The following is a 19,896-nucleotide window of genomic DNA, read 5'->3' as shown; positions in this document are numbered from 1 at the left end:
TAATTAGATACCATTAGCTTGATTATTAAGCAACTAAAAATGTTCGGTTCTTTTTCTATATCTCAAGCGTTTTGGTTTGGTAAAATTGCGAATTAAGCGGCTCAGTAATTTAGAAAATGACTGTTTACTATTACTTTGCTTTTTCTGAGCAGTATTATTGCTATTCGTTCCTTGGGAAGTAGAGGTTTTATTGTTCAGAGGTACGGCATTTTTAGTAGGCGTGATTCCACTTCCGTGCCTTCTGGAATACACTTGGGTAAACTCAGCTCCAAAGAAAAGAATCTGCGCCGCATAATTAACCCAAGCTAAGATTACCACTAGCGAACCAGCAGCACCATAGGTTGAACCAAAACTGCCATTACCTAAATATTGTCCTAATAAAAATCTCCCGATGGAAAACAAAAATGAAGTGAGAATAGCTCCAATTAAAACATCACTCCAAGCAATTTTCACATCTGGTAAAACTTTAAAAATTAGCCCAAACAGAAATGTAGTGATGCCAAAAGAAACGATAAAATTGATAATTTGCCAGAGGAAATCAATACCCGGTATTAAATTACTAAAATAAGTCGCTAATGCTGCTAAAACCGCACTAATTACCAGAGATACTAAAAGTAAAAATCCAATACCTAACACCATTGCAAACGATAGAAAGCGCAAGCGAATCATGTTAGTTACAGTGCGTCCGGGTTTCGGTTTTACTTCCCAAATAGTGTTGAGAGAATCTTGCAATTCGGTAAATAAACCAGTAGCACCTAAGAGCAAAACCCCAACACTAATAATCGAAGCCATCGCACCCGTCTGTGGTTTGTTAGCATTCTGAATCGCTGTTTGGATGAATTCTGCACCATCTCGGCCGACTAAACCTTGAATTTGTCGAACAATTTCACCCCTTGCGGCTTCTTCTCCATATACTGCGCCGGCGATCGCAATTACAATAATTAGCAATGGTGCAATAGAAAAAATCGTGTAATAAGCTAACGCTGCGGCTAACCGAGAGGCTTTATCCTCACTCCATTCCTGAAAAGTCTCTTGGAACAACTTCAAAATCGCCTGCAAATTCATTGAGCCAGTCTCCTTGTAAGGGATGTTGTTTAGTCCCTGATATATTGGATACTGATTTGCTTTCTTGCCACATCTTCCCAAGGATGTTAGTGTCGCTTCCTTGAGGAGGAATTCAGAATTTTATTGCCCCAATTGGCGATAATAAAAATGCGCTGATGTTCATAATGTAGACAAGCTACTGTTACTTAAAAGCAATGACACAAACGGCAGCAATTACAGAAGCGATTACCAATCTTCAAGATGCAGAAAATCTATTTGGTTTTGTCCGTGTTGAAGATGAGCAATTTTTCCCAGAGTGGTATGAGGGATTATCTGAAATTACGGAAGCAGAAAAAGCCTCTGTAGATGTCGTGCGGCGTAGGTATCTCTATCACCGTGCCGGAGGTGATTTACTAGAAGGGACAGTCATACTGTTGTTGGTGTCACCAATACTTGCACTCTCTGGGTTTTACGATCCTCCTTTCAGGATTAAAGCTGAGTCATCCGTGGAATTAGTGCTGAATGATGGTGAAGAGATACTGCGCGGACGGATTGACGTTTTAGTGCTACAAAATCAGTTCTGGGTGATGGTGTTAGAGTCGAAAAAAACCACGCTGTCTGTTTGGTCGGCTGTACCGCAAGCCCTAGCTTATATGATGGCTAACCCCAATCCCAGTAAACCTGTGTTTGGTATGGTGACAAATGGAGACGATATTTTATTCGTGAAAGTCACCCAAACAAATACCCCACAGTACGACCTCTCAAGGGTTTTCGCGCCGTTTGCATCTGCTAGAGAACTGTACGCCGTTTTGCAAATTCTCAAGCGTATTGGTCAGGTAATCTCTTGTGCGTCCTAATTGCTCTCCTGAATTCTGAATCCTTTTTACTGCATTCTATCAATTGTGCGATATTGGATTGCTTCTGCTACATGATTGGGTTGTAGCTCTTCCTCTGCTGCCAAATCTGCAATCGTCCGTGCTACTTTCAGAATGCGATCGCTTGCTCTTGCTGATAAACCTAATTTTCTAATTGCCGTTTCTAATAAATTGCGACTTCCATCATCTAGCTTGCACCATTTTTGCAGATGGCTACTCTGCATTTGGGCATTGCAACGCAGATTTGCTTCTGTTTGAAAACGGATACTTGCGCGATCGCGTGCTTCTTGTACTCGTTGACGCACTGATGTTGATGCTTCTCCCGTCGGTTGTTGGGTAATTTCTTCTGGTTTTAAGCGATTCACCGCCACTTGTAAATCTATTCGATCCATCAACGGCCCGGAAAGTTTTGCCCAATATTGCTCGCGTTGTCGGGGAGAACAGGTACACTGTTGGATAGTATCGCCATAGTAACCGCAGGGACAGGGATTGGTACTCGCCACCAAAGTAAACTGTGCGGGAAACATAACTGATAACTTGGTGCGGGAAATCGTCACGTAACCATCTTCTAAAGGTTGACGCAGAAATTCTAAAACATCGCGTTTAAATTCGGTGAGTTCATCCAGAAACAATATCCCATTGTGAGATAAAGAAATTTCCCCAGGACGAGGAAAACTACCACCGCCTACCAGAGAAGGGCCGGATGCTGAGTGATGGGGACTGCGAAAAGGGCGATCGCGTACTAAGGTACCGCGATTTTTTAGTAAACCAGCCACCGAGTGAATGCGAGTCACTTCCAAAGATTCGGCAAAACTCAGCGGTGGCAAAATCCCCGGTAAGCGCCGCGCCAGCATAGTTTTCCCACTACCAGGCGGCCCCACAAACACAAGATTATGTCCGCCAGCCGCAGCAATTTCTAAAGCACGACGCGCATGAGTCTGTCCTTTAACATCTTGTAAATCTGGTGAATGTAGAGACGTTACATGTAACGTCTCTACATTATCCGACATCTGCACGGGTTTATAACGCCCTGGATTATTTAAAAAGTTCACCACATCAGACAGATGTTGGCAGCCGTAAACAGCCAAACCTCGAACCACTGCTGCTTCTTGGGCATTATCAGCAGGGAGAACTAAACCTGTAATTCCCATCTTTTCAGCAGCAGCAGCGATCGGTAACACGCCAGCCACCGCACGCAAGGTGCCATCGAGAGATACTTCCCCTAAGAATAGATAATCCCCTAACAAATCAGCGCTAATTTGCTCAGAAGCCGCCAAAATTCCCACACTAATAGGTAAATCGAAACACGGCCCCTCTTTGCGTAAATCTGCTGGAGTTAAATTAATGACAATTTTTCGCATCGGAAAGGCGAAACCTGCATTTTTCAGCGTTGCCTTCACTCTCTCTTTCGATTCTTGAATCGCCGAATCTGGGAGTCCCAAGACAACAATTCCCGGTAATCCTCCTGAAACATCGACTTCCACGCCTACTTTAACGGCATCGATACCGACAATTGATGCACTCCAGACTCTAGCAAGCATTTGTTATATAACACTAAACCTTTAGCATCTCTAGCAGATGAGTTAGGAGATTGGCATGGGTAAAACCACAGAGACAATTTTCACACCAGTCATTCATGAAAAAATCCTACAACCAAGGATGAAAAATATTTTCTCATCTTTCCCTACTCTCTACAGAAGCGTAGACGCTCGAAGAGCGGCTTCTCGTAAGAGTATAACCCTTGTCTGTACCCAATCCCTATTTTCAACTTTTTTTACACTGGCTCCAGAGATTTTTTATAGGCAGACTCAACAATGTGTAGTAAATCTGGAATATCAAATGGTTTACTAACAAAATAGGAAATACCTAGAGATGAGGATAACTCCTCTAAATATCCATAAGCTGTAACCAATACAATTGTTAAACTAATTCCTCGTCTTTGAAGATGCTGATAAACTTCACTTCCTGTGAATTCAGGCATCCTGTGATCTAAAATCAATAAATCTGGCTGTTCCTGAAATACTTTTTCTAAAGCTTCTTTGCCATCTTTGGCTTGTTTTACTTCCCAACCTTCTTGTTCTAGTAAAAAAGCAAGTAGAACTCGGCTATCATGATCGTCATCTGCAATAAGTACTCTACGTGTGGCTAAATTCTCAGTTTTCATAGTCTTTTTTTCCTATAGGTAAGGTAAAAATATACGAAGTCAAATCTGATTGAGGAATATTTAATCCTGGAATTGAGTGAAAAGTGACTTTTCCCAATTCTGAATGCAGTATTTTATCCACTTCCACTTTTACTGTTCCGCCTTTATTCGCACTTTCAAAAGCAGATAGAAAATAACTAAGTAGCTTACGCAAAAGGCTTTTTAAATCAGCAAATACTATAATTTGCTCTGAAAAATCTATGATAATTTCCACTTTCCGAATCGCAGCTTCAGTCGATAAAATATCGACTAAATCTTGCACAACATCAGTGAGTACCAAAACTTGGGGTGTACCAGGCTCTAAAGATGCTAAATCACGCCAAATTTTAGCACGGCGGCGAAATATTTGAATTGATTTCTCTGCTTGCTGAAGCAATTGCATCGCATAATCTAAAGTGTTAACTGCCACCATTCGAGATATGATTTCAAGCTGCAACCTTGTTGCTTGATGTGCTTGGATAATATCCTGACGCAGGTTTTCTAACGCCTGATAGTCATCGGGATTTGATGCCAAGACATCGCGAACATCTTTTTCAAGGCTAGCTACTAAAAATTCTGCTTCAATACCGTGGGAAGCACACAGTAATATCTCTTTCAGGCGCTGTCCTGCATCTTTATTGCGTACTGAAATACTAAAGACTCCAACAATTTCTCCTTTGTCATTACGCAAAGGAGTTCCCTGACAAGTAAATGGATAAAATCCATCAATAAAATGCTCTGCTGCTATGATTTCTGTGTAATTTTCTTCAGCTAGTGTTGTGCCAATGCCATTAGCACCAGCTACGGCTTCTGATAGTAGGGCACCAGGCAAAGGAAATGGTTCTGGCCCGTGTATAGTCTGTTCATCGCCAATTACATCTAGCAGGATAGCCTCATGATTGCTTAGCATTACTGCATGGCGCTCCCTCCCAGCTGCCTGTGATAGTATTCGGAAATAAGGACGAACTGCATTGAGTAAATAACTGTGTTTTTCTAACAAACGTTCTGTATCTAAACTTGATAGCCTTTCTGCTTGCAGAGTGTGGGGATTAGCTCCTTGCAGATGCGATCTTTCCCAAGCACGATAGATGTCTGCACGCAAAAGATCGGTTGGTATTGCGCCTATACTTCTATATATGCGCCCTGCTTCTAATACATTACTTGTTTGAGAAGACATGGCTTTAACTACTCTTAGCAATAGATTGATTTTAATGTTCTAGATTTTAATCTCACTTAGACAGCAAATAAGCGAATATTTAAGTTTTATTTTTTGTTTTAACTAAGTTTTGAAAAAAATTCCAAATTTTGAGTTAATAATAAGATATAGGATATGGGGCTACACAACATTACATAGATATCAAAGCAAAACGGTACAGTAAAAATACGGAATTAATCGCTAAGCGTTTAGAAAGCTATTGTACGCCATCAGTTTTATTTATTACATTAAATATAAATGTATTCACATAGATTAAACCAGTATTGATTGCACAAAGCCTTTAAGAAAGTGGGTTTTGATTCACCACCCAAGACTCTCCCAACGCTTCGCTTGCGCTAAAACCACTTTGCTATAACAGTGGTTGCGCTTATCCCTAAAAATTGAGTAATAAGGTACAGTCACCAGCTTCAACAATCCGGTTATACTGTACGCTTACGTATAAAAATCATTTATTTAAGCGCTTGTTGGTTCTATATAACCTTGAATATTTTCAGGCTCAAACTGCCGCAGTACACGAGTTGCTTGATGAATTAATTCTTCAGTACCCTTGACTACAATCAAATATTTACCCTCATTCAGGCGATTACGATAAGGTAAAGCATCCCCAATACCTTTAGTTAAACCTATACCTTCACTAACAAAATAAGCGCCTAATGCACCAGCAATAGCTCCTAAAAGCCCGCCAATAACATGATTCCCAAGTGTACCGACTGTAGCCAGGATTTCAATGCCAGTTAAATAGTTAAAAATATAACCTGCAAGAAATCCAAAGAGTATCAGCCAATAAAATGAACCTTTTACTCCTTTTTTAGCTTGTTGATTTGAGTCAACTAATTTATATTCATCAGCACTTTTATAGCCACTTCCTAAAATATCAATTTGGTTATCTGATAAGCCATTTTCTGCCAACGCAGAGTAAGCTGCTTCAACTTGTATTATGTCTGGTAAAACTGCAACAACGTAATTCATAAACTACCTCAACTTATTTACGAATTCAAATCTATTGAGGTTTGTAAAAGCGGTCATGGTGCTTCTACAAAACAGGCTTTTTTTATCTGAATTTTTCTCTGTCTTAATTAAAAATTTACTCAACAATTAAGCAAAAATCATTATTTATTGCAAAAGGGAACAGTATTTTAATTGGCGATCGCACCAATTTTTTCAGTCCACTTTACTCAATGCCAGCTAATGTATTCTGCAACTTACTGTTAGCTTGAACTTTGTATCTTGGATTAAGTTATCTATATTTTAGCAATCACAAGATATAAAAAACGAAAGTCAGATGATTAATGAAGAGCAGGGAAAAAGATAATTATTGTATCGTTTTCCAAAAATCTAACTTTTGGTAAATGTCTAAAAAACAGGGAGATATTAATACTTTTTCGTTCATAAATAGCGAATAGGGTGGGCACTGTTACCCACCCTCATTACTCTAACTTGCTACTTCTTCAGTGGCGGTTGCAGCTGAGTAAACACTAACTTTTTTACGGGTTTTGCCCTTTCTTTCAAAGGTTACCACGCCGTCGATTAAGGCAAACAAAGTGTCATCGCTACCAATACCGACGTTGTTACCAGGGTGAAATTTGGTGCCGCGCTGACGCACGAGAATATTTCCTGCACGTACAGTTTGACCGCCATAACGCTTCACGCCTAGACGTTGGGCATTAGAGTCACGACCGTTGCGCGTACTACCTGTTCCTTTCTTATGAGCCATGATTTCCTTTTGTGCTATCTACTTCTGTTTTCTTTATTATTCTGCAACGGTTTCAGCTTCTTGTGCAGGAGCCTCATCTACAACAGGGTTTTCATTTGCTGCTGCTTCGGCAGCAAACACAGTACCGTTAAGAGTGATGGAGTCAATGAAAAGCCTGGTAACTTCTTGGCGATGTCCGCGCTTTTTGCGGGTTTTCTTTTTCGGCTTCATTTTGTATACCAGGACTTTACGATCTCTGAAATTTCGTAGTACAGTCCCTTCTACAGTTGCACCTGATACCCGTGGCTGTCCGATGGTGACTTCGCCATCGTTGTGTACCAATAATACTGAATCTATTGTAACTTTTTCATCTGCTTGGGCTGTCAGCAGCTCGATGTCGTAAAACCGGCCTGGCTCTACTCTTATTTGTTTGCCGCCAGTTTCAATAATTGCGTAGGTCATGAAATTGTCCTTGAAGTTGCCGTACAGGTAGCTGGTTTCGATCTTGTTTGCAGATGCTTTTGCCAGCCTTTGCTATGTGTCCACCTGTTCCGAGCGGAATTAGACAGACAATCTATAATCGTATTCTATTAAAGGGTTTTGAGTCAATTGAAAAAAAATGACTCTGAAATTCAGAGTCACTATAAAAATTGCAGTTGAAAACTCTTTCAACTTTCACAATCTGTTGGAGTGTAAGTGTGAAAGTTTATTTTTTATCAGCTTCAGCGATTGGTACCCATTCAGTATGGAAGGTTCCTGGCTTATCAAGACGTTGGTAAGTGTGTGCGCCGAAGTAGTCGCGTTGTGCTTGAGTCAGGTTTTGGGGTAGGCGATCGCGGCGATAGCTGTCAAAATAATCCAAAGATGCGCTAAATGCAGGTACTGGAATTCCTAGCTTCGCTGCTGTGGCTATCACTTCCCGCCAAGCTGTTTGTCTATCGAGAATTGTCTGCTTAAATTCGGGAGCTAACAGCAAGTTAGGCAAAGTTGGATTTTCGCTAAAAGCCTTCTTAATCTTATTCAAAAAGCGAGCGCGAATAATACAACCACCTTTCCAAATCCGCGCCATTTCGCCCAGATTCAAATTCCAGTTATATGTTTTTGAAGCTGTAGATAGCAACGCCATCCCTTGAGCATAAGAACAGATTTTTGAGCAATAGAGAGCATCGCGTACTTTATTAATAAAGTCCTTGGTTTGCCCATCATATTTGCCGCTGGGGCCTGTGAGGACTTTAGATGCTGCTACCCGTTCTTCTTTAATCGAAGATATAATCCGAGCATTCACAGCAGCTGTGATTGTGGGAATCGAAACTCCTAATTCCAAGGCAGTTTGTACAGTCCAGCGTCCAGTTCCCTTTTGACCTGCTGCGTCAACAATCAAGTCCACTAGGGGTAGATTTGTTTCTGGGTCAATATATGGGAAGATATTCTTCGTAATCTCAATCAAAAATGAATCGAGTTCATCGGTGGTGTTCCATTCGGCAAACACCTCATGTAGCTGGTTATGGTCTAGCCCACCGACATTTTTGAGTAAGTCGTAAGCCTCAGCAATTAGCTGCATATCGCCATACTCAATGCCATTATGTACCATTTTGACATAGTGGCCAGAACCACCAGGGCCAATGTAGGTTACACAAGGGCCATCATCAACTTGGGCAGCAATTTTGTTGAAAATTGGTGATAGATACTCGTAAGAACTGGTTGTACCGCCGGGCATTAGTGAAGGGCCGTTTAGCGCTCCTTCTTCACCGCCACTGACACCCATACCAAGATACCGCAGTCCAGCAGGTTCTAATTCTTGAGTGCGTCTTTCTGTATCTTCAAACCAAGAGTTACCACCGTCGATAACGATATCGCCTTCATCTAACAAAGGTCTGAGTTGAGCAATCACCGCATCCACTGGCTTACCAGCTTGCACCATGACAAGGATTTTGCGGGGACGTTCCAATGAGGCGACAAATTCTTCTAGGGTAAAAGCGGCTTTGACGTTCCGTCCTGGCGCACGCTGCGCCATAAATGCATCCGTTTTTTCTCTGGAGCGGTTGTAAACTGCAATTGGGAAGCCATTACGCTCGACGTTTAGAGCGATATTCTCACCCATAACGGCTAATCCAATCACACCAAAGCTTTGTAGTGTCATAAATTTGTTTGGCTAACTCTTGCAGATCCTTTCATCTTTTAGGGTAGTCCGAGATTTTCGCCGATCTCCTAAAGAAGACCTTAAGAGTTGATCTCAATGACAAAAATCCACAACTAACACAGATAATTAATTTTAAGTTGTATCTAAATCAACAATTGAGATGGGAAATGGGGAATGGGGACTGGGGACTGGGGGCTGGGGAGTGTGGGAGATGAGGAGACAAAGAGAGATGGGGAAGTGTGGGGAGGTGGGGAGTGTGGGGGGAGAGGGGGGAAAAATTTCTTCACCATCCTCTCACACCTCCCTCTCTTCTCACACCTCCCACACCTCCCTCTCCTCCCACACCTCCCACACCTCCCACACTCCCAGCTTGCCCAATGCCCCATGCCCTATACCCAATCCCTAGTCAAAGGAGTAACCAAATAATGCTGGCATATGTCCTAGCTTTGGTGGTCGGTCTTGGTAGTTTAGCCATTTACATAGCAGCGTTCTTTTTCCCAGAAATCCACCGCAAGAATGATTTTATTTGGAGTGGTGTCGGGTTGTTCTACGCCTTGGTTTTATGGGTGTTTGCACCACGCATTACTGGGGGGTTGCTGCTTGGTCATGTGGCTAGCGTCGCTCTTTTGGTCTGGTTTGGCTGGCAAACTCTTTCGTTACGTCGCCAACTAACACCACAGGCACAACAAACCCAAGTACCTAGTCCTGAGACGGTGAAAACTGGCATTCAGGAACAGGTGAATAAATTGTCTCTTCAGGAACGGCTAGCTCAGTTGCAACAGGATATTGGTAGCACCTTGAGTGGCGTGAAAGGCAAGGTGCAGCAAACTGTGAGTTCAAAGACACCCACAACGACCAAACCTGAAGACATTACTTCTGTATTGGCTGAGAAACCTGCTGTTGAGATTATCGACAATACTACTGCCACACCAGAACAACCAACACAGGAAACGGTCAGTAGTACTGACACCGAAGCAAAAACTGAGAGTGTTCCAGAGGCGATTCCACCAAATCCTCCTTCCTGGGAATTGGTGGAAGCAGCGCAACCAGATCCCGAAACTGAGAACAAAGAAAAGATTCCGGTGGAGGAAATTGCTCCAGATGCATCTCTGGCTCCCCCAGCGGAAACGCCACCGGATGCAATCCCGCCAAATAATCAGGCTAGTTAAATTTAGCTAGAACAGCAACCAAATCAATCCTGCGGATTGATTTGGTTGTTGGTCGGTGATAGCGAAGCGTTAGCGAGTCTTCGAGCGTCGGAGTTGCCATTTTTAACTTTGAGGGAATCTATAAACAGGAGTCGCCCAGAAGCCTACATTTCGGCGTCGCAGAAGTGTAGGAAATGTCACTGAAACCCAACGTTAACTTATATAATGTTGGGTTTTGCTTATAGCCTAAACAAACACCTTCATAGAAATTTTGCCTATTTTAAAATCTATCATTTAGTAAAAAGCTGAATTTTAGTTACGTGTTTTATCATGAATGATTCAGGATTGCTATCAGGTATATCTGTTTACTTGGATGCGACGGATTCATGGCTCTCGTAACGCTGTCATATTTAAGTATTTTTTCTACTGACAGGATACCGTTACCGGGCTTTCTGACTTTTGAGACATACTTTAAAATTATATTTCTGCACCTATGCCCGCACTTTTTGATGGTGATGAGAAACTTCTGTTTCTATTCCCTGGATGTAAGATTGGTTAGGATCGAAGGCTCCATGTGTTGCGATCGCCATGGCATGAATCAATGCTTTTGCTTTGAGCATTGTTTCTGCAAACTCCATCTGGGGATCGGAAAGCGCCACAATACCACCGCCAACGCCAATCGAGGTTTGTTTTGGAGTCAGCACAGCAGTGCGAATGACAATATTCAAATCAGCTGAACCATTCAATCCCAAAAAGCCGATCGCTCCTGAATAAACTCCCCGTGCTGACTGCTCTAATCGATCGATAATCTCAAGAGTTCTGAGCTTGGGAGCGCCTGTCATAGAACCACCGGGGAAAGCATTACGAATACAGTCTGTGGCACTCATCCCAGCGCGTAATTGACCGCGAATCGTCGTCACCAGTTGATGCACCGTCGCATAGGTTTCTACATCCATCAATTTAGGAACATGGACAGTACCGACTGCACATACCCGTCCGAGATCGTTGCGAAGCAAATCCACAATCATCAGATTCTCCGCCCGGTCTTTTTCGCTGTTGCGTAATCGTTCGCGCAGGATAAAATCTTCTTCTGGTGTTTTTCCTCGTGGGAGTGTTCCTTTGATAGGCTTTGTTTCTACCCAACCTTGGCGATCGATGCGTAGAAATCGCTCTGGGGATGAACAAGCGATCGCCACATCACCAAAGCGCAAAAATGCAGAGTATGGCGCAGGATTTATGTGGCGTAATGTACGATAAAATTCCAGTGGATCGGGTGTGGTATCTGTATGAATCTGGTTTGTTAAACAAACTTGATAAGTTTCTCCTTCGCGAATTTCCTGCAAAGATTTTTCAATATCATTGAGATAAGTTTTTTCCGACCGACTTAATCGAAAGATTACAGGTGTCTCTTTCTTTTCGATGACAATCGGCGACAGGGAAGGAAGGTTCTCAATCTGTTGTTCGATCCATTCAAACCAGGCTTGTGCTGAAGTTGTTTGTCCCTGCTGAATTAAGCAAAGCAGATACAGAGTTTGCTCTTGGTGGTCAATTGCAATCATGCGATCGGCTAACAGAAACATGGCATCAGGTAAAGCAGAAGGGTAGTTTAATTGAGATCCGCACTCTGCCTTTAATTCATATCCAAAGTAACCCACAAACCCACAGTTAAAATCGAAGGGTAGCTCGTCAGATGAGCAGTGTCGCCGTTCAATTTCCCGCTTGAGATACTCAAAAATTCCCTCCTTCCTAAGGCTGATGGTATTGGACTTTGTAACAGTGAGTTCCTGCGTTAGGGTTTGATAACGAATCAGCAGCCTGTTGTCGCCACTGCTATCTCCCATAAACGAGAAACGAGAAAGACCAAGTTCAACACGACTGCTGTCCAGCCAGAATGCATTTGGTGATTTACCAAACAAATGCACAAACATCTGCTCTGTATCAAGACTCAGATTCAGCTTGCGCGTACAAAGTTCAAATTTCTGCTGCTGTTTTTCACCAGAAGAACTTGAAGGTATTGGAGCAGTGCTATCTCCTGTCCAATACTGTTTTCTGGGAGTTTTGTTGCCCTCTTGGGCAAATTTGAGGGTAATCTCTTTAAAATTCTCAAATAAGGTGTGTCCATATTCAGTGCAGATTGACTCTGGATGAAACTGCACGCCCCATAGCGGTAAAGAACGATGGCGGATTCCCATGATCAGGTTGTCATCTGTCCACGCTACTTTTTCTAAACAGTCTGGTAGGTCATCTGCAACTAGCAAGGAATGGTAGCGTACAACAAAGAAAGGAGAAGGAATTCCCGCAAACAAATCACTCCCATTATGATAAATTTTACTCTGGCGACCATGCCAAACTTCAGGTGCATGAATAACTTTTCCTCCATATCCATGACCAAGCCCCTGATGTCCAAGACAAACACCTAAAAGCGGTACTTGGGCATTTTGAATAGCTGGACGACAAATTCCAAAATCTTTTGAGTTCTCAGGACGGCCAGGCCCTGGTGAAATCACAATGTTATCAAATTCCCACTGTTTCACTTCATCCCATGCAAATCGATCGTTATAAATTACAGTGGGATACTCTCCATTGACTTCTGCAATTAATTGGTAAAGATTAAAGGTATAAGAGTCATAGTTATCAATGATTAGGGTTTTCATTTTGTCAGTCTCGGTGTTGTAAATCTTGGTCAACCGTTCTAAAAATTGGGTGTTTTTCTACCATAAGTTTGAAAGCCTGCTTAAAGGCATCTAAGGAAAGATTGTCATCATATATATCGTATGATTCCTGTTCGTGGTAAACCCTCATTTTTTGATGGTCATTCGAGTAATGATGCAATACTGCTCGTTAAGGATTTTTAACTCGGAATTGGATTTGGGGAAAAGGTTAAAGGGTAAAGGTTAAAGGTTTTTTCTTTCCCCTTTTCCCCAAAACCCGACAAGTATTGAGTAATGATGCAACATAAACTCCTGCATTTTGGCAAGAGGATATGCCAATTCGGTATCGTCAGGCACTAACTTAGAGATAGCCTCTGGAAGTTCTAATAAATGTAGGGGCGCAGGCTCGGAATTATTAATTTGTCGATCGCGGCTTTGAATAATCTGATTTTCAGATACATCCGCAGATAAACAACGAGCAATTCGCGATCGCAAACTAACCACAAAATCTTCAGCGAGATTTTCAATGGTGCTACGTTGGTGGAAATTTCCGCTAAATTATGGAGACGCGATCGCTAACATAGACAGTAGCATAAGCATAGATCGCAAAACTTTTCGGTCTACTGATATTGACAAATTACCTAGAGAATTTATATTAACCGGATTGAACGCAACTAATACCAAGTTTGCACAACCCGACCCTGTAATTGTTGTCCAAACCAAGGTGTATTTTGTGAAAGTGTATGGAGATTTTTCCGTTCAACTTTCCACGTTTGCTGCGGGTCAAATAAAGTCAATTCTGCTGATTGATGAGGGCTAATTGCATTTATTTTCTGCCCCAAACACTTTGCTGGATTACTACTTAATGCCCGCCATAATTCTAAAGCTGTAAATTCGCCAGTTTCCACAAGATATTGCCACAGCAAAGGCAATGCTAATTCAAAACCGATCGCTCCAGCTGGCGCTTCGGCAAAAGCCTGGACTTTTTCTTCGTAGGTGTAGGGTGCATGGTCGATGGCGATCGCATCTATAACCCCTCCTCTCACCCCCGTCCGCAAGGCCGCTACATCACTGGCATTACCTAAAGGCGGGTCTAAATGCAGGCTAGAATTATAACTCTTAATTGCTTTTGTGTCAAGTAATAAATGCATCCAAGTAGTGCTGGCGGTGATGGGTAAACCAGCAGCTTTGGCTGAAGAGATTAATTCCACGCTGCGGGCTGTGGAGACGCGCATGATATGTACTGGCGTGCCGATGGCTGCAACTAATTCAAGTATTGCAGCGATCGCACTTGTTTCCGCGCTGGCTGGTACTGGCGGTAAACCTAAACGTAGGGCTTGGGCACCTTCTCTGATTACACCATTTGCAGCTAATTGGCGATCGCAAGGCCAAAACGCAACAGGTTTCTTTAACGGCTGAAGATACTCTAACACCCGCTGCACCAGCGCTAAATTTTCCAAAGGCTTACCATCAGTAAAACCAACAACCCCAACCGAGGCTAAATCCGCCAACTCCGTCATTTGCTTCCCGGCAACATCTAGGGTAATCGCACCCCAGAGATTAAGCAGGGGAGCAGGGGAGCGGGGGAGCAGGGGAGAATAAGAATGCAAACTCTCCTGTGCCCCTGTGCCCCTGTGCCCCTGTGCCCTTCTTTGCTGCAACTGCACCACAAGCGCAGGATTATCGATAGCTGGGGATGTATCTGGTAATAGACTAACTCTAGTAAAGCCGCCAGCAGCAGCAGCTTGCAAAAGAGATGCAAGAGTTTCTCGTTCTTCAAATCCTGGTTCGCCGGAGTGGCTGTATAAATCCACTAACCCAGAACCAAGAACTAATCCCCGACAATCTCTGATTTGAGTATCAGAACTGATATCAGAAATACGCGAAGCCACTGCTTGGATATAACCATCAGCAATCAGGACATCAAATATTTCATCAGTTTCGGAAACCGGGTCAATTACTCGTACTTGTTGCAGCAGTTCAATCATAAAAATCTTTAATTATGAGTCAGGAGTCAGGAGTTAGGGGTTAGGAGTTGTAAGTATTTGTTTTTTGCTCATCACTTCTAACTTGATTGTTTACTCCCAACTTATTTCTAACTCCTAACTCTTAACTCCTCACTCCTAACTATTAACTCAGCACTCCTACAACGCCCCGGCTGCTGTTTTATCTAATACGCCTCCACCCAAGTGAGCGGTGATGTTCATTGCTTGCAGTACTGGTAAACCATCTAATCCAGAAGGATAATCAATAACACTAACAGCACCATTCCCCTGGCGAAAGTTCCAGAAATTTTCTAAAGGTAAACCGAGAATGTGACAAAGCAAGGTTTTATTCGTAGCATCGTGGGCTACTACTAAGACGGTTTTCACTTGGTTAGTTAAGGCTGTCTGCACAATTGATTCCCAAGCTGCAACGCTACGTTCCCATACCTGCTGCAAATTTTCCCCTTCAGGCATTTGAACTTCGGCTGGGATTAACCGCCACCGCTGTAACTCTCCGGGAAATTCTTGCTCTATTTCTGTTTCTAATTTTCCTTCCCAAAGTCCGTGGCTGATTTCTCTTAAACCACTTTGTAATTCCAACTGAACGCTAGGATGCTGTTTTAAGATAATTTCTGCTGTTTCTTTAGGACGTAGCATTGGGCTACTCACAGCATAATCGATCGCTACTTTTTGGAGAAATTCGCCTGCTTTTTGCGACTGTAGTCTGCCGTTATCGTTGAGGGGAACATCAATTTGCCCTTGAAATCTGGTTTGGCGATTCCACTCTGTTTCCCCATGACGCACTAGTAGCAACCTGACTCCTTGATGTTCCGGTCGCAAGGTGGGTAAAATCTCTCCAGTGTGTTGCGTCTGATTCAAAGATTCTAGCTGTACTGGTTCCCCTAATCCCCCAGCAAAATTTAGGACGCTGATACCACAGTTGGATTGCTGTATTGAATGGTAACGACTTGGGGGAATTCCTAATGCTGTGCTAATCAGGGCGCGATTAATACCGTTATGTCCCACTATGAGAACGGTTTCGCCTTGATGCTGGGACAAAATTTCTTGCCAGAATTGCCGCGCTTGTTCGTATAAAGCCAGAACCGGAAAATGTTCTCTTGTTCCTCGTGCATCATTGAGCAGCATCCGCAGTTCGTGGGGTCGTTCGTGCCAAGTGCGGTAGTCTTCGGCTAACTCCTGCTTGACTTGGGCTGTGAGCATTCCTTCCCACAAAGGCAAATCAATTTCTAAGAGCAAATCAGAAACCTGCACTAACGCAGACTGTCCACCAACAGAAGCTAACTCACTATGAATAATGTCTGCTGTATGTTTGGCTCGTTGCAGCGGACTGCTGTAAATCGCATTAAATGAAAGATTACTGAGGGCTTTGCCTGCTTTACTGGCATCGTTACCACCTTTTTCGGTTAATGTTGACGCATCAGTTCGCCCTTGGATACGCCGCTCGGTGTTATAACCGCTTTGACCATGACGTACTATGATGACACGAGTCATCGCAAAAAGCCCTCCTGTATCTAGACGACTAATTTTACTGCAAAATGATTGCACAATTATCTACTAGGGAAAGCGGATTATTAAAATTAGTCATTGGTCATTGGTCATTGGTCATTAGTTGTTGCTAGCTGACAAATTACGATAAGTAGATAGTTAAGTATAAAACTTAACTATTTTCCGCCTAGATCTAACTGTACTTGCAATCCATCATTATCGTTTCCAGACTGAGCAGGTGTTAGAAAAACCGAAGTATCTGGCAGTGATAATGATTCGTTAAAGCGTATTTGAGTCCGAGTTTTATTGTCTCTTCGATTATTGTTGGAAATGCTTGATGGATTAGTTTGCTCAAAAAAGCTTCTAAAGTCATCTTCGGCAGTTCTGTTATCAATCCCAACTAAAGAATCTCCATTTATTGTGTATTGTTGGAGATTTTGGCTTGATGGTGACGACTGCGCGTATACTTGGCTTCCTAAGCTTAAAAAGGCAGCCGTAATTCCCAAGAAAGCAATAATTTTGGCGTTCATTTGTTTTATCCAAATTATTTTTATATTGCTTGTCTTTATTTTTTGGGTAAATTAAAATAATTTACTCTATCTTTAGCCTTAACAATAATGATTGTATTCCGTATATACCTAGGCTGTCAATTCTATGTTACGTAAAATCAACATATAAAATACTGTAATTTTGCCTTGGATTTCTGAAATTATTTGCGTGGTTCAAGAAGCGCTATCAGCAGGCAAGAGGCAATAGGCAATAGGCAATAAGCCTCTTCAAGTTATAGGTAATTTTTTACCGCAATCAAATACGAGTTTTGTATATTTAATCGATATTGCAAATTAGACAATATTTCTTGACCAAAAAATATTATTCATGGCTGGATTATAGAAATTTTCGTAGGACAAGTAGCGCTTAAGATTCCTGGCGTTACTGAATTGTGGTATGAATCCAGATGTAGAGACGTTGCAATTGCTAGTCTCTACAGGATTTTGATATTATGCACAATTGTTTTCATACATAAAATCAGCAACGCCAGATTCCTCCAAACCCTTTTTGTTAACAACTATCTACCGAGTGCTGACTAAAGAGACTTCTTACCTATTGCCTCTTGCCTTTTACGGTTTATGGATCGAATTGGAATACCATATAAAAAAAATTAATATAATTCTTGCTTGTCTGCATAAGTGAGGACAAAAATAGCGACTAGTATTACATGTAATACGAAACTAGATTAAACTGTAATCGATGTTCGATTTAAATCAATCAGCCATATCTTGACATAGGGGCGATCGATTTGGTTATATAAAATATAACGACCGTTCGATATAAATAAATTGAGCCATGCCTAAAATTGTTGACCGCGAGCAGTATCGTAAAGAACTGCTCGAAAAGTGCTTTGATTTATTTGCCGAAAAAGGTTATGGCTCGATTACTATGCGCCAGATTGCTGAAGGATTAGGGGTTTCCACGGGGACGTTATACCACTATTTTCCCAGCAAACAAAGTTTATTTGAGCAACTAGCCCAAGAGATATGCGAGCAAGATGTAAGTGCGGCTTTAGCTGAATTGGAAGGAGCGCAAACGCTACAAGAGGCAATGGAGGCACTAGGAAGATACCTAGCGAACAATGAAGATTATTTTGTGAAGTGGACTTATATTTGGATTGATTTTTGCCAGCATCAAGATGCTAATAGTATACAGAGCAATAGTGTTTTTAAGCATACTAATAAGCAGTATCAGCAGGCTGTTTTTGATTTTTTGGGCGTTCAAGATCCAGTGCTAGCTTCCTTTGTATTGAGTTTTGTCAATGGTTTAATTCTGGAGAAGCTATGGGGGGATGAAAGAGTCGATTTTATTGAACAATGTGCCTTATTAGGTAAAATGCTGACGGCATATTTGCCGCATTACAATTAATCATCTGAAATTAATTGGTGATTAATACCAATGATTATTTGATGTATAACTTCCAGGATTTATTCGTGTAATTAATCCAAAACTGTCTGGAAATTTGAGACTGCTGTAAATCGGCGATCCAATTTTTTGCAAAACATAAAAACCCAAATTGTCTGGTAAAGACAAATTTTATGAAAACAAAAGAGATGGTTAAAAACGTATCGTTAAAAACCGGAAATAAAGGGTTAATTGCATTAGTAATTACGGCTACTGCGATTACAGGTGGAATTGTATTTTATGGAATTTCTCAATTTGGACAAGTTAATAAAACTGCCTCATCTGAGTCACTAGAAACTACACCAGAGACTCAAAAAGTGACCGCCCTGGGGCGATTAGAACCAGAAGCCGAGGTAATTAGCTTGTTTGCGCCCTTGGCTTTGGATGGCGATCGCGTTGCCCAAATTTTAGTCAAAGAAGGCGATCGCGCTCAAGCCGGACAAACCATCGCAATTTTAGACGCCCGCGATCGCTTGCAAGCAGCCGTCCAACAAGCGCAAAAACAAGTCAAAGTCGCCCAAGCTAAACTCGCTCAAGTCCAAGCTGGAGCCAAAGTAGGAGAAATCAAAGCCCAACAGGCAAGCGTTGAACGCCTGCAAGCCCAATCAGAGGGCGATATCACAGCGCAACAGGAAGCGATCGCCCGCATCGAAGCACAATGGGAAGGAGACAAAATCGCCCAAGAAGCAACCATTAAGAAACTAGAGGCAGAACTGAAAAATGCCGAAGCTGAATATCAACGCTATCAGCAGTTATATTCCCAAGGAGCAGTTTCTAATTCTTTATATGACAGTAAAAACCTTACTGTAGAAACTGCCAAACAGCAAGTAGACGAAGCCAAAGCAGTTCTCAACCGAATTAACACCACCGCAAGCAAACAACTGGCCGAAGCTAAAGCAGCACTCGCCCGCACCAACGCCACAGGTAACAAACAAGTCAGCGAAGCCAAAGCCACACTCACCAGTATTGCAGAAGTTCGAGATGTCGATGTCGTCGCTGCCAAAACAGAAGTTGAAAATGCGATCGCCACACTCAAACATGCCGAAACCGAGTTAGCTGGAGCTTACATCAAAGCACCGATGGCCGGACAGATCATCAAAATTCACACGCGAGTCGGAGAAAAAATTAGTGAGTCTGGCATTGCAGAGTTAGCGCCAAACGACCAAATGATGGCAGTAGCAGAAGTCTATCAAAGCGACATCGCTAAAGTGAAACTAGGACAACAGGCAGTGATTACAGGACAGGCATTTATCGGAGAACTGCGAGGAACCGTTGCTCAAATTGGCCGCCAAGTCATTAGACAAAACGTTTTTAGCAACCAGCCTGGTGAAAACCTCGATCGCCGAGTCATTGAAGTGAAAATTCGCCTCAATCCCAAAGAGAGCAAGAAAGTTGCAGGTTTCACCAACTTACAAGTACAGACAGCTATTGAATTGTAAAAGGGCATGGAGCATTGGGCAGGGGAAAAGGTTAAAGGGAAAAGGGAAAAGGAATAAATTTAAT

General features: G+C 42.3%; 17 protein-coding genes. 4 read left to right on the top strand and 13 right to left on the bottom strand.

The features are described from left to right. Window positions 1-33 precede the first annotated feature (33 nt). The gene (locus tag NSTC745_RS23865) at window positions 34-1,065 is read right to left on the bottom strand and encodes a YihY/virulence factor BrkB family protein (RefSeq protein ID WP_445633175.1); all 1,032 of its coding nucleotides are present in this window, start codon (window positions 1,063-1,065) and stop codon (window positions 34-36) included. 194 nt (window positions 1,066-1,259) lie between these two features. Between NSTC745_RS23865 and NSTC745_RS23860 the strand changes: the two genes are divergently transcribed. Continuing rightward, on the top strand, window positions 1,260-1,901 hold the full coding sequence (locus NSTC745_RS23860) for a type I restriction endonuclease (protein WP_445633174.1): 642 nt from the start codon (window positions 1,260-1,262) through the stop codon (window positions 1,899-1,901). 26 nt (window positions 1,902-1,927) lie between these two features. Here the strand turns inward: NSTC745_RS23860 and NSTC745_RS23855 are convergent, their stop codons facing one another. The 7 genes from NSTC745_RS23855 to gndA form a co-directional block, all read right to left on the bottom strand. After that, window positions 1,928-3,460: a YifB family Mg chelatase-like AAA ATPase gene (locus tag NSTC745_RS23855; RefSeq protein WP_445633173.1), complete on the bottom strand. Its 1,533-nt coding sequence runs from the start codon at window positions 3,458-3,460 to the stop codon at window positions 1,928-1,930. A gap of 233 nt (window positions 3,461-3,693) precedes the next feature. Further along, a complete protein-coding gene (locus NSTC745_RS23850; protein ID WP_445633172.1) occupies window positions 3,694-4,083 on the bottom strand; it encodes a response regulator in 390 nt (129 codons plus the stop codon). Next, window positions 4,073-5,278: a sigma-54-dependent Fis family transcriptional regulator gene (locus NSTC745_RS23845; RefSeq protein WP_445633171.1), complete on the bottom strand. Its 1,206-nt coding sequence runs from the start codon at window positions 5,276-5,278 to the stop codon at window positions 4,073-4,075. Before NSTC745_RS23845 ends, NSTC745_RS23850 begins: the two co-directional genes overlap by 11 nt. A gap of 492 nt (window positions 5,279-5,770) precedes the next feature. Further along, window positions 5,771-6,286 carry a hypothetical protein gene (locus NSTC745_RS23840; protein WP_445633170.1) on the bottom strand — a complete coding sequence of 172 codons (516 nt, stop codon included), beginning with the start codon at window positions 6,284-6,286 and terminating at the stop codon, window positions 5,771-5,773. A 463-nt stretch (window positions 6,287-6,749) separates the two neighbouring features. Continuing rightward, window positions 6,750-7,031: a 50S ribosomal protein L27 gene (rpmA, locus tag NSTC745_RS23835; RefSeq protein WP_190953597.1), complete on the bottom strand. Its 282-nt coding sequence runs from the start codon at window positions 7,029-7,031 to the stop codon at window positions 6,750-6,752. Window positions 7,032-7,067: 36 nt separating this feature from the next. After that, window positions 7,068-7,472, bottom strand: coding sequence for a 50S ribosomal protein L21 (gene rplU / locus NSTC745_RS23830; protein ID WP_445633169.1), 405 nt, complete (start codon window positions 7,470-7,472; stop codon window positions 7,068-7,070). A gap of 244 nt (window positions 7,473-7,716) precedes the next feature. Then, a complete protein-coding gene (gene gndA, locus NSTC745_RS23825) occupies window positions 7,717-9,150 on the bottom strand; it encodes an NADP-dependent phosphogluconate dehydrogenase (protein ID WP_445633168.1) in 1,434 nt (477 codons plus the stop codon). Between the two features lie 425 nt (window positions 9,151-9,575). Here gndA and NSTC745_RS23820 point away from each other — a divergent pair, with 425 nt between their 5' ends. Beyond that, on the top strand, window positions 9,576-10,319 hold the full coding sequence (locus NSTC745_RS23820; protein ID WP_445633167.1) for a Ycf66 family protein: 744 nt from the start codon (window positions 9,576-9,578) through the stop codon (window positions 10,317-10,319). Window positions 10,320-10,789: 470 nt separating this feature from the next. Here NSTC745_RS23820 and pabB read toward each other — a convergent pair whose 3' ends face one another. The 5 genes from pabB to NSTC745_RS23795 form a co-directional block, all read right to left on the bottom strand. Then, window positions 10,790-12,952, bottom strand: a complete 2,163-nt coding sequence (gene pabB / locus NSTC745_RS23815; protein ID WP_445633166.1) for an aminodeoxychorismate synthase component I — start codon at window positions 12,950-12,952, stop codon at window positions 10,790-10,792. A 240-nt stretch (window positions 12,953-13,192) separates the two neighbouring features. Continuing rightward, entirely contained in the window at window positions 13,193-13,453 is a 261-nt protein-coding gene (locus tag NSTC745_RS23810) for a hypothetical protein (protein ID WP_445633165.1), read from the bottom strand. A 170-nt stretch (window positions 13,454-13,623) separates the two neighbouring features. Then, window positions 13,624-14,937: a dihydroorotase gene (locus tag NSTC745_RS23805; protein WP_445633164.1), complete on the bottom strand. Its 1,314-nt coding sequence runs from the start codon at window positions 14,935-14,937 to the stop codon at window positions 13,624-13,626. 156 nt (window positions 14,938-15,093) lie between these two features. Continuing rightward, on the bottom strand, window positions 15,094-16,446 hold the full coding sequence (locus tag NSTC745_RS23800) for a histidine phosphatase family protein (protein ID WP_445633163.1): 1,353 nt from the start codon (window positions 16,444-16,446) through the stop codon (window positions 15,094-15,096). Between the two features lie 170 nt (window positions 16,447-16,616). Then, complete coding sequence (locus tag NSTC745_RS23795; RefSeq protein WP_445633162.1) at window positions 16,617-16,970, bottom strand: hypothetical protein; 354 nt, start codon at window positions 16,968-16,970, stop codon at window positions 16,617-16,619. Between the two features lie 814 nt (window positions 16,971-17,784). Here NSTC745_RS23795 and NSTC745_RS23790 point away from each other — a divergent pair. Further along, window positions 17,785-18,357 carry a TetR/AcrR family transcriptional regulator gene (locus NSTC745_RS23790; protein ID WP_445633161.1) on the top strand — a complete coding sequence of 191 codons (573 nt, stop codon included), beginning with the start codon at window positions 17,785-17,787 and terminating at the stop codon, window positions 18,355-18,357. A 185-nt stretch (window positions 18,358-18,542) separates the two neighbouring features. Further along, window positions 18,543-19,832: an HlyD family efflux transporter periplasmic adaptor subunit gene (locus tag NSTC745_RS23785; protein ID WP_445633160.1), complete on the top strand. Its 1,290-nt coding sequence runs from the start codon at window positions 18,543-18,545 to the stop codon at window positions 19,830-19,832. The last annotated feature ends 64 nt before the right edge of the window (window positions 19,833-19,896 follow it).

The organism is Nostoc sp. DSM 114161 (assembly GCF_052692665.1).
This window is presented reverse-complemented; position numbering and strand designations above follow the sequence as displayed.